The organism is Dongia rigui (assembly GCF_034044635.1).
Classification (GTDB): Bacteria; Pseudomonadota; Alphaproteobacteria; order Dongiales; family Dongiaceae; genus Dongia; species Dongia rigui.
This window is the reverse complement of record NZ_JAXCLX010000002.1, coordinates 134,358-148,054: the sequence shown is the minus strand read 5'-3', so window position 1 is coordinate 148,054 and position 13,697 is coordinate 134,358. Positions and strand designations below refer to the sequence as shown.

At 63.3% G+C, this 13,697-nt stretch carries 14 protein-coding genes; 7 read left to right on the top strand and 7 right to left on the bottom strand.

Annotated elements, in window-relative coordinates; translation table 11 throughout:
- Window position 1: 1 nt before the first annotated feature.
- From SMD31_RS12155 to SMD31_RS12135, 5 genes are all read right to left on the bottom strand, one after another.
- Window positions 2-1,057 carry a Gfo/Idh/MocA family oxidoreductase gene (locus SMD31_RS12155; protein ID WP_320501162.1) on the bottom strand — a complete coding sequence of 352 codons (1,056 nt, stop codon included), beginning with the start codon at window positions 1,055-1,057 and terminating at the stop codon, window positions 2-4.
- Window positions 1,054-1,893, bottom strand: coding sequence for a carbohydrate ABC transporter permease (locus tag SMD31_RS12150; RefSeq protein WP_320501161.1), 840 nt, complete (start codon window positions 1,891-1,893; stop codon window positions 1,054-1,056). The genes SMD31_RS12155 and SMD31_RS12150 overlap by 4 nt, the downstream gene beginning before the upstream one ends.
- 11 nt (window positions 1,894-1,904) lie before the next feature.
- A complete protein-coding gene (locus SMD31_RS12145) occupies window positions 1,905-2,834 on the bottom strand; it encodes a carbohydrate ABC transporter permease (protein WP_320501160.1) in 930 nt (309 codons plus the stop codon).
- Window positions 2,835-2,900: 66 nt separating this feature from the next.
- Complete coding sequence (locus tag SMD31_RS12140; protein WP_320501159.1) at window positions 2,901-4,172, bottom strand: ABC transporter substrate-binding protein; 1,272 nt, start codon at window positions 4,170-4,172, stop codon at window positions 2,901-2,903.
- A gap of 25 nt (window positions 4,173-4,197) precedes the next feature.
- On the bottom strand, window positions 4,198-5,130 hold the full coding sequence (locus SMD31_RS12135) for an N-acetylmuramic acid 6-phosphate etherase (RefSeq protein WP_320501158.1): 933 nt from the start codon (window positions 5,128-5,130) through the stop codon (window positions 4,198-4,200).
- Between the two features lie 183 nt (window positions 5,131-5,313).
- On the opposite strand from SMD31_RS12135, the gene SMD31_RS12130 reads away from it, so the two are divergent.
- Genes SMD31_RS12130 through SMD31_RS12110 form a run of 5 tightly spaced genes read left to right on the top strand, consistent with a single transcriptional unit; the run spans window position 5,314 to window position 9,989 of the window.
- Window positions 5,314-6,198 carry a BadF/BadG/BcrA/BcrD ATPase family protein gene (locus SMD31_RS12130; RefSeq protein ID WP_320501157.1) on the top strand — a complete coding sequence of 295 codons (885 nt, stop codon included), beginning with the start codon at window positions 5,314-5,316 and terminating at the stop codon, window positions 6,196-6,198.
- Complete coding sequence (locus tag SMD31_RS12125) at window positions 6,195-6,962, top strand: GntR family transcriptional regulator (RefSeq protein WP_320501156.1); 768 nt, start codon at window positions 6,195-6,197, stop codon at window positions 6,960-6,962. Before SMD31_RS12130 ends, SMD31_RS12125 begins: the two co-directional genes overlap by 4 nt.
- Window positions 6,959-7,981: an SIS domain-containing protein gene (locus SMD31_RS12120; protein WP_320501155.1), complete on the top strand. Its 1,023-nt coding sequence runs from the start codon at window positions 6,959-6,961 to the stop codon at window positions 7,979-7,981. The genes SMD31_RS12125 and SMD31_RS12120 overlap by 4 nt, the downstream gene beginning before the upstream one ends.
- A complete protein-coding gene (nagA, locus tag SMD31_RS12115; protein ID WP_320501154.1) occupies window positions 7,981-9,120 on the top strand; it encodes an N-acetylglucosamine-6-phosphate deacetylase in 1,140 nt (379 codons plus the stop codon). Before SMD31_RS12120 ends, nagA begins: the two co-directional genes overlap by 1 nt.
- The gene (locus tag SMD31_RS12110) at window positions 9,117-9,989 is read left to right on the top strand and encodes a protein phosphatase 2C domain-containing protein (RefSeq protein WP_320501153.1); all 873 of its coding nucleotides are present in this window, start codon (window positions 9,117-9,119) and stop codon (window positions 9,987-9,989) included. The genes nagA and SMD31_RS12110 overlap by 4 nt, the downstream gene beginning before the upstream one ends.
- On the opposite strand, the gene SMD31_RS12105 is transcribed toward SMD31_RS12110, so the two are convergent.
- The gene (locus SMD31_RS12105; protein ID WP_320501152.1) at window positions 9,986-10,633 is read right to left on the bottom strand and encodes a DsbA family oxidoreductase; all 648 of its coding nucleotides are present in this window, start codon (window positions 10,631-10,633) and stop codon (window positions 9,986-9,988) included. The genes SMD31_RS12110 and SMD31_RS12105 overlap by 4 nt on opposite strands.
- A gap of 27 nt (window positions 10,634-10,660) precedes the next feature.
- Window positions 10,661-11,500, bottom strand: a complete 840-nt coding sequence (locus SMD31_RS12100) for a class I SAM-dependent methyltransferase (RefSeq protein WP_320501151.1) — start codon at window positions 11,498-11,500, stop codon at window positions 10,661-10,663.
- 123 nt (window positions 11,501-11,623) lie between these two features.
- Here SMD31_RS12100 and SMD31_RS12095 point away from each other — a divergent pair, with 123 nt between their 5' ends.
- Both SMD31_RS12095 and SMD31_RS12090 read left to right on the top strand, forming a co-directional pair.
- Window positions 11,624-11,956 carry a hypothetical protein gene (locus tag SMD31_RS12095; protein WP_320501150.1) on the top strand — a complete coding sequence of 111 codons (333 nt, stop codon included), beginning with the start codon at window positions 11,624-11,626 and terminating at the stop codon, window positions 11,954-11,956.
- A 156-nt stretch (window positions 11,957-12,112) separates the two neighbouring features.
- Window positions 12,113-13,609, top strand: coding sequence for a CoA-acylating methylmalonate-semialdehyde dehydrogenase (locus SMD31_RS12090; RefSeq protein ID WP_320501149.1), 1,497 nt, complete (start codon window positions 12,113-12,115; stop codon window positions 13,607-13,609).
- The last annotated feature ends 88 nt before the right edge of the window (window positions 13,610-13,697 follow it).

The window sequence follows — 13,697 nt, the reverse complement described above, 5'->3', positions numbered from 1 at the left end:
CTTAGAGTTTCACCGCGACACCGTCGCGCACGCTTCTGTCCGCCGCCAGCACGACGGCCAGAGACTTCACGGCCTCAGCCATATGTGCCGTCAGATCCAGATCCTCGCGGATCGCCTTCAGCACGAAGGCCTGCTCACGATCGCAGAGCTCCTGGTGCCCTGGCTCGTCAGCCATGGCCTGGTCCTCATCCGCCCGCAGATACCGCCCCTGCGCATCGCGTTCGGACCAATGCGTGCGTATGGTCGAGGTCTTGGTGTGGGTTTCCATGTCGGCCGAGCGCGCGCCTTCTTTCATGACGATGGAGACGCAACCCTTGGGCGTCATCACATCCTTCACGAAGAAGGCGGTTTCCGAGATCATCGGCCCCCAGGCCGCCTCATACCAGCCAACGGAGCCATCTTCGAACAGCACCTGCAGATGGCCGTAATTATACATGTCTGGCGCCACCTCATCGCTGAGGCGCACACCCATGCCCCGCACCTCGATGGGCTTGGCATCGCAGATCTGGCACATGACGTCGATATAGTGGACGCCGCAATCGACGATGGGCGAGGTTGTCTGCATCAGGCGCTTATGCACCGCCCATTCGGCCCCATTGGATTGCTGGTTGAGGTTCATGCGCATCACGAACGGGCCGCCGAGGTCACGGGCACGGCGGATGAATTCGATCCAGGACGGGTGATGCCGCAGGATATAGCCGATCACCAGCTTGCGCCTGAACCTGGTGGCAGCAGCCACCACGCGCTCGGCCTCGGCGACCGTTGCTGCCAGCGGTTTCTCGAGGAATACGTGGGCGCCCGCCTCCATCGCCTTGATGGCGTATTCGGCGTGGCTGTCGGTATGGGTATTGATCGAAACGACATCCGGCTTCGCGGCCGCAAGGCCGGCCTCGAAGCTGTCAAAGCGCGGATAGCTTTGAAGAGCTGCCGGCAACGTCACCGCCGACCGGTTGGCAAGCCCGACGATCTCGAAACCGGGATTGGCGTGATAGGCCTGGGCTTGGCTCAAGCCCATATTGCCGAGACCGACCACGAGAACGCGCAAGGGCTTTGTCATTTCACCGCTCCTGCCGTCAGGCCGCGAATGAGCTGGCGCGAGAAGATGAGATAGAGGATCAGCGCCGGTGTCAGCGACAAGGTGAGTGCCGCCAGCACGGCGTTCCAATTGGTGACGAACTGGCCGATGAAGACCTGGGTCCCCAACGTGATGGTCTTGGTGCCTTCCGCGGGCGCCAGGATGAGCGGGAACCACAAATCATTCCAGATCGGAATCATCGAGAAGATCGCCACCGTCGCCATGGCCGGCCGCACCAGCGGCAGTACCAGGCGGAAGAACACGACATATTCAGACAGCCCGTCGACGCGACCCGCATTCTTCAAATCAGCCGAGACCGTGCGCATGAACTCGGAAAGCACGAAGCAGGCCAGCGGCAGGCCTTGCGCCGTATAGACCAGGATCAAGGCGAAGAGCGAATTGACGAGACCGGATTTCGCCATCATTTCCAGGATCCCGATGGTGCCGAGGCGGATCGGCACCATGACACCGAGCGCCAGGAAAAGCCCCAGGAAGACATTGCCGCGGAACCGATACTCGGTGAGGGCGAAGGATGCCATCGCCCCGAACAGCAGAATGAAGAACAGCGAGCCGACCGTGACGATCAGGCTGTTCTGGAAATAAGACAGGAAGTCACCCTGCTTCAGCACCGTCTCATAGCCGATGAGACTGAACGTGGCTGGCCCCGGCGGCGCCAGCGGGTGATTGAAAATCGCTTTCCGGTCCTTGAAGGAATTCATGATGATGAGCAGGACCGGCAGGATCGCGATCAGCGTATAGCCCCCCAGCAAGCCGTGAACCACGGCGCGGCGCATGCGGAAGACGGGAATCTGTGCCATCGCGCCACCCCCTAAAACTCATAGCGACGCATGCGCCGCTGGATGACGAGGAGATAGAAGGCGACGACGCTGAGGATGATCAGGAACATCACCGTGGCGATGGTGGCCCCCATATGCTGGTCACCCAGCTGCAGCTGGTGCCCGAAGAAGGTGCGATAGAGGAAGGTGCCCAAAATGTCGGTCGCGAAATTCGGCCCGGCGAGTGCCCCTTGGCTCACATAGATGAGGTCGAAGGCGTTGAAATTGGCGACGAAGGTCAGCACAGAAATGAGGCCGATGGCGGGCATGATCAGGGGCAGCTTGATCTTCCAGAACTGCGCCACGCCGATGAGGCCGTCGCATTCCGCCGCCTCGATGATTTCTTCGGGAATCGACAGGAGGGCTGCATAGATCAGCATCATCGGGATGCCGATATACTGCCAGACTGAGACCAATGAAACGGCGATGAGTGCCGTATCCTCCTGCCCGAGCCAAGGACCGAACAGCCATTTCAGGCCGACCGCCGCCATGATGCTGGGCGTAACACCCCAAAGCGGGCTCAAAATCAGCTTCCAGATGAAGCCGATGACGACGAAGGACAGCATGGTCGGCATGAAGATCGTCGTGCGATAGGCAGCGCGCCCGCGCAGACGCGGCACGCTGAGGAGGGCCGCCAGCGCGATGCCCACCGGGTTCTGCACCGCCATGTGGATGCAGAAGAATTCGATGTTGTTGAGGAGCGCATTCCAGAACGCCTGGGCCCAGCGCGGATCGCCAAAGAGTGTCGCGAAATTGCTGAGCCCCGCGAAGCTCCTGACCTGGTCTTGCTCGGTAAAGAGCGACAGGCGCAGGGTTTCGGCCAGCGGCACCACCATCAAGATGGTGTAGACCAGCAAGGCCGGCGCCAGGAAGACGGCAATGTGCCAGCGCCGCGGGCGGCGGATGTGAACGGGTTCGCTCATGGGGGATGAGGCTACAGAGAAAGACGGGCTTCCGCCATGGAAGCCCGTCCCGCTCCGGTTAAGCCCTTAAGGGGCCGGCTTGTACCAGCTGTCGAGACCGTCCTGCAGCCGTTTGGCGGCGGCTTCCGGCGTCTCGCTGCCATTGATCACATTGGCCGACGCACCCCAGGTCTCGTTCTCGAGATTCGGCGTGCCGCGCGACAGGATCTGATAGGTCGAGCGGATCGTCGTCTTGCAGGTGCCACGCCAGTTGACGAATTCCTGGGCGAGGGGATCCTGCAGTTTCACCTCGTGGTTGGAGAGGCTGAAGAAACCCGGCAGCGAATTGGCATAGATGTCGGCGAAATCGGCCGAGGTCAGCCAGGCCAGGAACTTCTTGGTCTCTTCCGGATGCGCCGATTTGGCATTGGCGCCCATGGCGATGTCGGCATGGTCGGAGATGTAGCAGGTATCCCCTTCCTTCTTCACCGGCGGATAGAACGCGCCCATCTTGAACTCGGCCTGGGTGTTGAAGACCGAGATGTCCCAGGAGCCGGCGGGATAGATCGCGGCACGGCCAAGGGCGAACATGTTCTGGCTGTCCGGATAGGTCTGTGCCTTGTAGCCATCGCCAAGATAATCGGCCCAGCGCGCCAGCGTCTGATAGGGGGCGACCCAATCGGCATCGGTGAGCTTTTCCTTGCCCGCGATCAGCGCCTTGCGGCCGTCTTCACCATGCCAATAGTTCGGGCCGATATTCTGATAGCCCATGGTGGCCGCTTCCCACTGGTCGGCAGTGCCCATGGCCATCGGCACATAGGAACCTTCCTTCTTGATCTTCTCCAGAGCGGCGAAGAATTCTTCCTCCGTCTTCGGCACGTCGACGCCGACCTTGGCGAAGGCATCCTTGTTGTAGATGAAGCCGTGAATCACCGAAGCCATCGGCACGCAGAAGGTGGTGGCACCGTCATCCGTGCTCCAGGCCGATTTCGCGACCGCGTTGAAGGTGTCCATGCCGGCCACATCGTTGACGCTGGTCAGATGCCCCTTCTTGAAGAGCTCCAGCGAGGCGTCGAACGGGCGGCAGGTAATGAGGTCACCTGCGGTGCCGGCGTCGAGCTTGGTGTTGAGGGCCGCGTTGTATTCGGTGGGTGCCGTCGGCGAGAAGACGACCTTGATACCCGGATTGGCCTTCTCGAAGGCCGGGATGATCTTCTCCTGCCAGATCGGCAGATCGTCATTGCGCCAGCTCTCAATCGTCAGCGTCACATCTTCGGCAAAGGCCGCCGAAGAAAGGATGAGGCCGATCGCCAGGGTCGTAGACCCCAGGATCGTGCTGCGGAAATGGTTACGTGGCATGATGTTGTACCTCCCTTTTTTCATTCTACTTGGTGCCTGCAGCGCTCGCCGTTTGTCGTGGCGACGCGCCCAGCCAGGCCAGCGCCGGGCGCAAATGTCCTTTCGATTCCGCAATCAGCCGCTTCGCTTCCGCGATATCAGCCGCACCAGCGGCAAGCAGGATGGCAAGCTTCGGCTCGTAGTCGGCCAGCTTCAACTTTTCCGCCGCCAATGCCACATCGACACCGGCGATACGCGAAACGATGACCGCCGCGCGCTCGCGCAGCTTCGCGTTCTCGGCACGCACATTGACCATCATGCCGTCATGCACATGGCCAAGTTTCATCGCCGTCAAGGTCGAGAGCAGATTGAGCGCCGCCTTCTGTGCCGTTCCGGCGCCCATGCGGGTCGAACCCGCCAGAACCTCGCCACCGCTCGGCAGCACCACGGCAACTGTGACGCCATCGAAGATCGGCGCACCGGCATTGCAGGCGATGCCGACCGTGGCGGCGCCACGTGTCCGCGCCTCTTTCAACGCGGCACAGGTATAGATGGTGGAACCGCTGGCGGAAATGCCGACCACGACGTCCGTCGCCGCGACATCGACCGACGCAATGTCCAATCGGGCGAGCTGCGGATCGTCCTCGGCAGCGCCATTAAGATGCTCGAACGAGGCGGCGCCGCCGGCGATCAACGCCAGCGCCCGCGAAGGTGGGATGCCGAAGGTCGCCGGCAATTCCAAGGCATCGAGTTTGGCAATGAGGCCCGAACTGCCGGCGCCGACATAAATGAGACGCCCACCATCAGCCATCCGTGCCGCGAGCAACTCGGCAGCGGCGGCCAGGGCCGGCAGCGCACCTTCGACCGCGGCGACACCCCGCCCTTGGCCGGCGAGCATTTCAGCAAGGGCACGCTGATCGGGCCAGGTATCGATGCCCGACGCTGCCGCGCTCACTTCCTCCGTCTGCCGTCCCAGCATTGAGTCGCCTTTTTGACTTCTGAGCGTGACAATACCGAAATAATACCATATCTGTCGAGACACAAATTTTGCAGCTGTCGAAATTCGGAAAAATTACATCTATATCAATTCGATAATATCAGAAAAAGAAACCCTGGCATTGTCACTGGAAGCTTCGTATATTGGTATCTAAGTGGCATTAAAATGGACGTTTCCACGATGGCGGCGGACTTCTTCCTGGGCGTTGACGGCGGCGGGACACATTGCCGGGTGCGGCTGCGCGATGCCCAAGGCGCCTTGCGCGCCGAAACAAAAGGCGGTTCCGCCAACATTTTCACGGACCCAGCCGAGGCACTTACCAACATCGCCGACGCCTGCCACGCCGCTTTCACCATCGCCGGCCTTGGCGACGACGCCATGGGAAGGACGGCCGCCTGTTTCGGCCTCGCCGGTGCCAACATGGCCGGCGCCGTTGCCAGGGTCGAAGCCCACACCTGGCCCTTTCAAACCTTGCGCGTCGAGCATGACGGCATCATCGCCTGCGTCGGCGCCCATGGCGGCGAAGATGGGGCGATTGCCGCGATCGGTACCGGCGCTGTCTATGTGATCCAGGTCGGCGGCAAGCTGCAGACCTTCGGCGGCTGGGGCTTCATGCTGTCCGACCAGGGGAGCGGCGCCGATCTCGGGCGTGAATCGCTCCGCCGCACGCTTTATGCCCAAGATGGCATCATCGAGCGCACGCCCTTCACCGATGCGGTCTGGGCGCGCTTCGACGGATCCATGGATAACCTCCATCGCTTTGCCGAAACGGCGAAACCCCGCGATTACGGCGCGCTGACGCCCTTGCTGCTGGAACATGCCGAACGGAACGATACGGTCGCCCGCTTTATCGTCGAGCGTGGACAGACCGGCGTTACCCTGGTGCTCGATCATCTGGTGAAGCTCGGCGCCAAGCGCATCTGCATCATGGGCGGCCTGGGGCAGGCCTATCAGAAATACTTCCCCTATCGTTTCCGCCCCTATTTCGTCAGCCCCCGCCATGACGCGCTGGATGGCGCGCTGATTCTCGCCGGCGGTCGCGTGCAGTGAGCGAGCCGGCGGCGATTTTCACGGCAGAGGCCCTGGCGGGGGGCGGCACCGGGCCCCTTTATCTGCGCCTCAAATCGCTGATCCGCGGCGCCATCGACAAAGGTGCGCTGACGGCGCAGGACGCGCTGCCGTCGGAACGCGAGATCGCGAGCCAGCTCGATATTTCGCGCGTCACCGTCAGGAAGGCGCTGACCGAGCTGGTCGACGAAGGGGTTCTGACGCAAAAGCGCGGTTCCGGCACCTATGTGACCGGCCAGGGGCAGCGCGTCGAACAGCGTCTCTCGCGCCTCACCTCCTTCACCGAGGACATGCTGGCCCGTGGCCTCATGCCCTCGGTCAAATGGCTGCAGAAGACCGTCGCCTCGCCCTCGCCCGACGAAGCCATGGTGCTGGCACTCTCGCCCAACGAGCGCGTCATTCGCCTGCGTCGCCTGCGCATGGCAGATGGTCGGCCGATGGCGCTGGAACTCGCGGTGGTGCCGGCGCGCATGCTCGCCTCGCCTGACGCGGTCGGCAGTTCGCTCTACGAAGCCTTGCAGACAGCTGGCATCCGGCCCGTGCGGGCCATGCAGCGCCTGTCGGCCGAAAGCCTCAGCGCGGAGGATGCCGAGGCGCTGTCGGTCCCTGCCGGCTCGCCAGCGCTCTATATCGAGCGCATCTCCTATCTCGCCGACGGCCGCGCCGTCGAATTCACCAAGAGCCATTACCGCGGCGACGCCTATGACTTCGTCGTCGAACTGACCACCAGTGGAGAGACTGAATGAACACGCCCGAAACCGCGATGAGCTGGATGCGCCGGGAGACGATGGAAAGCCCCGATGCCGTGGCACGCCTGTGGTCGCAATCGGGCGCGGCCATCGCGCGCGCCGGCGCGCTGCTGCGCGAACTCAACCCGCCTTTCATCGCGCTTTGCGCGCGCGGATCATCCGATCATGCCGCGATCTTCTTCAAATATGCCTGCGAATCCCTCCTTGGCTTGCCCGTCGTGTCGGTCGGTCCCTCGATCGCCTCGATCTATCAGACACCCCTCCGCGCCAAGGGTGCAGCGATGCTGCTCATCTCTCAATCCGGCCGCAGCCCCGACTTGTTGGCGCTGGCCAAGAATGCGCAGGCAGGCGGGGCCAAGGTGATCTCGATCGTCAATGACGCGCAATCACCGGCGGCCGAGCTTGCCGATCTCACGATTCCCTTGGCAGCCGGTCCGGAAAAGAGCGTTGCCGCCACGAAATCCTGCCTCTCCTCCATGGCCGCCGGCCTCGGCATTCTCGCCGAATTCGCCGGCCATGATGAATTGCGCCGCGCGCTCGCCGATCTTCCGGCTGACCTTGCCAAGGCACTCAGGATGGATTGGTCAGCCTTGCCGGCAACCTTCCACGCCGCGCGCTCGGCCCTCGTCATTGGCCGCGGCATGGGTCTTCCCATCGCCATGGAAGCCGCCCTGAAGTTGAAGGAAACGGCGGCGCTGCATGCAGAACCCTACAGCGCCGCCGAAGTGCTGCATGGCCCGATCGAAATCGTCGACGAGGGCTTTCCCGTTCTCATGTTCCGCCAGGACGATGCCTCAGCCCCCTCGCTCGATCATTGCGCCAAGACGCTGCGCGCGGCTGGAGCCAAGGTGCTGGTCACGGGTCGCGATCTGCCAATGGCAACCGGCCAGCATCCGGCCACCGCGCTCATCGCCGCCATGGCCAGCGGGTATCTCGCGATCGAACAGGTAAGCCTTGGCCGCAAGCTCGACCCCGACCATCCCCGTCTCCTGAAGAAAGTGACGGAAACCGTGTGATGTCAGCGTTTGCGTTCATCGGCGTCGACATCTTTGACGGCACTGGCGTCCGCCGGGATCATGCCGTCATCATCCGCGATGGCAGGGTGGCCGATCTGCTTCCCGCAGCCCAGCTCGGCAGTGACATGGCGACTGAACGTCTCGCTGGCCACATGTTGGTGCCCGGTTTCATCGATGTGCAGGTGAATGGCGGTGGTGGCGTGCTGCTCAATGACGCGCCGAATGTGGCGGGTATCGGCAGGATCTGCGATGCGCACGCCCTCTTTGGCACGACGTCGCTGCTGCCGACGCTCATTACCGATACACCGGCCCTGACGGCCACGGTGGTTGCCGCCGTTAAGCAGGCGCTCGCCGCCAATCTGCCGGGCTGCCTTGGCCTTCATCTCGAAGGCCCGTTCCTGTCGCCGGAACGGCGCGGCGCCCATGACGCGCAGCTCATCCGCCAGATGAACGATGCCGACGTCGATCTCCTGCTCGGCCTGGGGCTTCAAACCCTGCTCGTCACCTTGTCGCCGGAACGCGTGCAGCCCCGCATCATCCGGCGCCTCGCCGATGCCGGCATCGTCGTCAGCCTCGGCCATTCCAATGCCAGCTATGACCAGGTCCTGGCGGCGGTCGATGCCGGCGCCCGCGGCGTCACGCATCTCTTCAACGCCATGTCGCCCTTGACCCATCGCGCCCCCGGCGTCGTCGGTGCGGCACTCGATTCCGGTCAGCTCTGGTGTGGCCTCATCGCCGACGGCCATCACGTGCACAAGGCGGCCATCGACATCGCCCTACGCGCCAAGCGCGGGCCCGGGCGCATCTTCCTCGTGACCGATGCCATGTCGACCGTGGGGTCCGACATCCAGAGCTTCGATCTCAACGGGCGACGCATCACGCGCCAGGACGGCGTCTTGGTGCTGGATGACGGCACGCTCGCCGGTTCCGATCTCGACATGATGGCTGCCGTGCGCTTCATGGTGCAAGGCGTCGGCCTCGACCTCCTCCAGGCGCTGCGCATGGCCTCGGTGGACCCCGCGGACTTCCTCGGGCGCCAAGACATCGGCCGCATCGCGGCGGGCGCGCGCGCCGATTTCGTCCTCATCGATCATGATCTCCGGGCCAAGGCCGTCTGGCGCGGTGGCGTGCGGCGATGACCCGGGGCTTCAGCGTGCTGGGCGCCGTCACCGCTCCCGGCACCCGCATCAACGAGGATGCCTATGCGATTTGGCCAGGGCCGGAAGCGCGTGCCGCCTGGGTCCTTGATGGTGTCACGGGGATCAACGATCATCCATTGCTGCCCGGCCCGACGGATGCCGCCTGGTTCGTGGCGCAGGTGCAGGAGATCCTGCCGAGATTGCTCGCCGCCGGTTCGGACGTGCCGACAGAAACACTTCTTGGCCGGCTCATCGGCGAGCTCCGCGCCACGCAGGAACGCTCATGGCGCGATGGCATGAGCGGTGATCACGGCGAGACGCCGGCCGCAAGCTTCACGCTGGCGCGGCGGATCGGCGACGAGATAGAAATCGCGCGCCTCGGCGATTGTCCGGTTCTGCTGGAGACTCATGACGGGCGGGTTCATCTCCTCGACGATGCGATCCTGGCGGAGATCGAGGCGGACCTCAAAAGGCAGATCCTGGCACACCGTGCGCGCGGTGTGCATGAGGCGGCGACCCTGTTCCAGGAAATGCGGCCGGCCCTGCGGGCGATCCGGCAGCGGCGCAACCAGGCAGGCGGCTACGGCGTGCTAAGCGCCGAACAAAACTCGATCGGCCTGCTGCAGCGCGACCGCTTTCCGGCGAAGGATATCCGGCACCTGTTGCTGCTCAGCGATGGCTACTATCGGCTCGTCGACGTCTATGGTCACGACAGCAACGAAAGCCTCCTGCAGCAGACCATCGCCCAGGGCCCGGCGGAGAACCTTGCCAGACTGCGCCGCATTGAGGCCGAGGATCCGACCGGCGTCAAACATCCGCGCCTCAAAATGGCGGATGACGCCACGGCGTTATTGCTTGCGGTCGATTAGTTCTCTTGCGCGATCTCGCGCAGGGCCCGCTCGAACACATCGACCGGCTGCCCGCCCGAGATCAGGTATTTCTCGTTGATGACGATCGCCGGCACGGCATTGATTCCCTGTTGGCGATAGAATGCCTGCTCGGCGCGGACGTCATCAGTATAGGTGCCATCCGCCAGAATCTGCCGCGCCTTCTTTTCGTCGAGGCCGACCGAGGTCGCCACTTTCACCAAGGTCTCGTGGTCCGACATCTTGGCACCGTCGGTGAAATAGGCCTTGAACATGGCATGCTTCAGCGCCGCCTGCTTGCCCTCGGCTTCCGCCCAATGCAACAGGCGATGCGCGTCGAAGGTGTTGTAGATGCGGCTCCCTTCATGCATGCGCATCTCGAAGCCGAGATCGGCCGCGCGCTCTTTGATCATGACGCGGGCCTGCGCCGATTGTTCCGGCGTCGAGCCGTATTTCTCACCGATATGCTCGACGATGTTCTGCCCGTCTGGCCCCATTTGCGGATTGAGCTCAAAGGGATGGAAATGCATCTCGGCAGCGACCGTGCCATTGAGCCGCGCCAACGCCGTTTCCAGCGCCTTGAGGCCGATGATGCACCACGGGCACGACACATCCGACACGAAATCGATTTTCAAATTCTGCGCCATCCCGGCCTCCTTGATCTGCAGCCGCAGTCAACGGCCTATCTCGGCGGCGCGCAAGATCATTTCGACCGGTGCGATATGCCCTTGTTCGAGGGCAGCCATGACATTCTGCAGCCGTATCTTGGCTTGCGGACCCATGATGACGTGAAGCCCCAATGGTGGCGGGCCTTCCGCAGCGGCACGCGCGCGCATGATCTTCACCTGCTCCAGCACGCTGTCACGCCGGTTGTGCTCCACCTCCAGCACGAAACCGGCATTCTCGAGCCATTGCCGATAGGCCGCCGGCTTGGCGACAAAGCTGGTCGCCGGCAGCGCCGACCACGGCATGGGATAGGTGAGATCGGCATCGCCCATCGCCATGACGTCATAGACGGCAAAGCGCCCGCCCGGCCGCAGGATGCGGCGCACCTCGGCAAAGAGGGCCGGCTTGTCGGCGATGTTCATGCCGACATGAATGAGGCAGGCGGCATCGAAGCCGCCGGCCGCAAAGGGCATCGCCAGGGCGCTTCCCACCTCGAACGACGCCTTGCCGGCCAGATCGCAGCGTTCGGTCAGCATCCGGGCGGCCGCGACGAATTCCGGCGTGAGGTCGAGCCCCGTCACGCGGCACTGATGCCGTGCCGCAAAGTAGCGCGCCGGCCCGCCGATGCCGCAGCCGATATCCAGCACATGCTGGCCGGCCGACAACCCCAGATCGCTGGCAAGGCGCGCCGTTTGCTCGCGCCAGCCGAGATGAAATTCATCCAGCCCGGCAAGGTCATCGATCGAGAGATGCGCCATGTCCTTCCCGGCCGCGGCGAGCGCTGCAAGGATATTCGCCTCCAGATCCTTGCTGCCGTAATGCCGGGCGACCTGCTGCTCGATCGTCATGACCCTGGCCCTCCCATACGCCCCCAAAAAAAATGCATGCCCCGGGGAACCGTTTCCCTGCGCCGCGTTTCTCTCTCGACGCATCCCGACGCGGCGCTTGGGGCGTCGGTGGAGGGAGACATCATGCGGTACCGGCTCACCTTCGGTTCCTTGCTGACCTTATCACTCCTGGTGCCGGCGCTCACGAGCAACGCCGACGAACGCGGCGACTGGCGCCAGCCATTGCCGGCATCGGCGGGTTCGCCCGAAACGATTGCCAAGTTCGACACCGCAGCAACTGGCGCCTTCTCAGCCGATGACGCCCAGGAACGGCTCGAACAGGCGGGTTATGCCGGCATCGCCGATCTGGAACAGGTCAATCCCTTCGTCTGGCGCGCGACCGGGCGCAAGGGCGGTGCTATCTATGCGCTGACCGTCGATTTCAACGGCACGGTCGTTGGCATCAACGCGCCCTGAGGCCGAATTCTCGGCAGAAATCCGCGCTTCATCACCGCGCGGGAATCCGAGCGCTCAAAATACTTAGCGTCTTGATTAAAATCTTGACCACACAGCCGCTCCCGCACTATACCCACGGGCAAAGTGCATAATCCTTGGATATCTGGAGAGGCGGCTATGCGGACCATCAATCATTTCATCGGCGGCAAGGAAGTGGCGGGCACATCGGGCCGCACCTCCGACGTATTCAACCCGGCGACTGGCGAGGCCCAGGCCAAGGTCCATCTGGCGACCGCGCAGGAAGTCGACGCCGCCGTCAAGAACGCGCAAGGTGCCTTCCCCGGCTGGGCCAATACCCCGCCGCTGACGCGCGCGCGCATCATGTTCAAGTTCAAGCAGTTGGCCGAAGACAATGCCGACCAGATCGTCGCCATGATCACGGCCGAGCACGGCAAGGTCCTCTCCGATGCCCGGGGCGAATTCACCCGCGGCCTTGAAGTCATCGAATTCGCCTGCGGCGCGCCGCAGCTCCTCAAAGGCGAGTTCTGCGAAAACGTCGGCACCAATGTGGATTCCTGGTCGGTGCGCCAGCCCTTGGGCGTCGTCGCTGGCATCACGCCGTTCAACTTCCCGGCCATGGTGCCAATGTGGATGTTCCCGACCGCGCTGGTCGCCGGCAATTGCTTCATCCTGAAGCCCTCCGAGCGCGACCCGTCGGTCTCGATCATGGTCGCCGATCTGCTGAAGAAAGCGGGCCTCCCCGATGGCGTCTTCAACGTCGTCCAGGGCGACAAGGTGGCGGTCGACGCGCTCCTCACCCATCCCGGCATCGAAGCGATCAGCTTTGTGGGCTCGACGCCGATTGCCGAATACATCTACACGACCGGCACTGCGCACGGTAAGCGCGTCCAGGCTCTGGGCGGCGCCAAGAACCACATGATCATCATGCCCGATGCCGATATGGACCAGGCTGCCGACGCCCTCATGGGGGCTGGCTACGGGTCGGCCGGCGAGCGTTGCATGGCGATCTCGGTCGCCGTTGCGGTGGGCGACAAGGTCGGCGACACCATCGTCGACAAGCTCAGCCCCCGCGTGCGCGGCATGAAGGTGGCGCCGGGCACCGATCCCGAAGCCGAAATGGGCCCGCTGGTCACCAAACAGCATTACGAGAAGGTGAAGGGCTATATCGACGCTGGCGTCAAGGAAGGTGCCAAGCTGGTGGTCGATGGCCGCACGCTGAAGCTGCAGGGCTATGAGAACGGCTACTTCATGGGCGGCTCCCTGTTCGACCACGTCACGCCGGAGATGAAGATCTACAAGGAAGAGATTTTCGGCCCGGTGCTCTCCGTCGTGCGCGTGCCCGATTACGCCAGTGCCGTGAAGCTCATCAACGACCATGAATACGGCAACGGCACGGCGATCTTCACCCGCGACGGCGACGCCGCCCGCGACTTCACCTCGCGCATCAAGGTCGGCATGGTCGGCGTCAACGTGCCGATCCCTGTGCCGATGGCCTTCAACAGCTTCGGTGGCTGGAAGCGTTCGCTGTTCGGCGACCACCACATGCACGGCATGGAAGGCATCCGCTTCTTCACCAAGCTGAAGACGATCACCGGCCGCTGGCCGACCGGGATCCGCTCGGGCGCCGAATTCGTCATGCCCACCATGAAGTGACGGGCGATGAAGTAAACACCTTCAGATCGCTTTATAATGACGGCCGGATCGGTTAAACCCGATCCGGCCGTTTCGTTTTTAGTGAGCC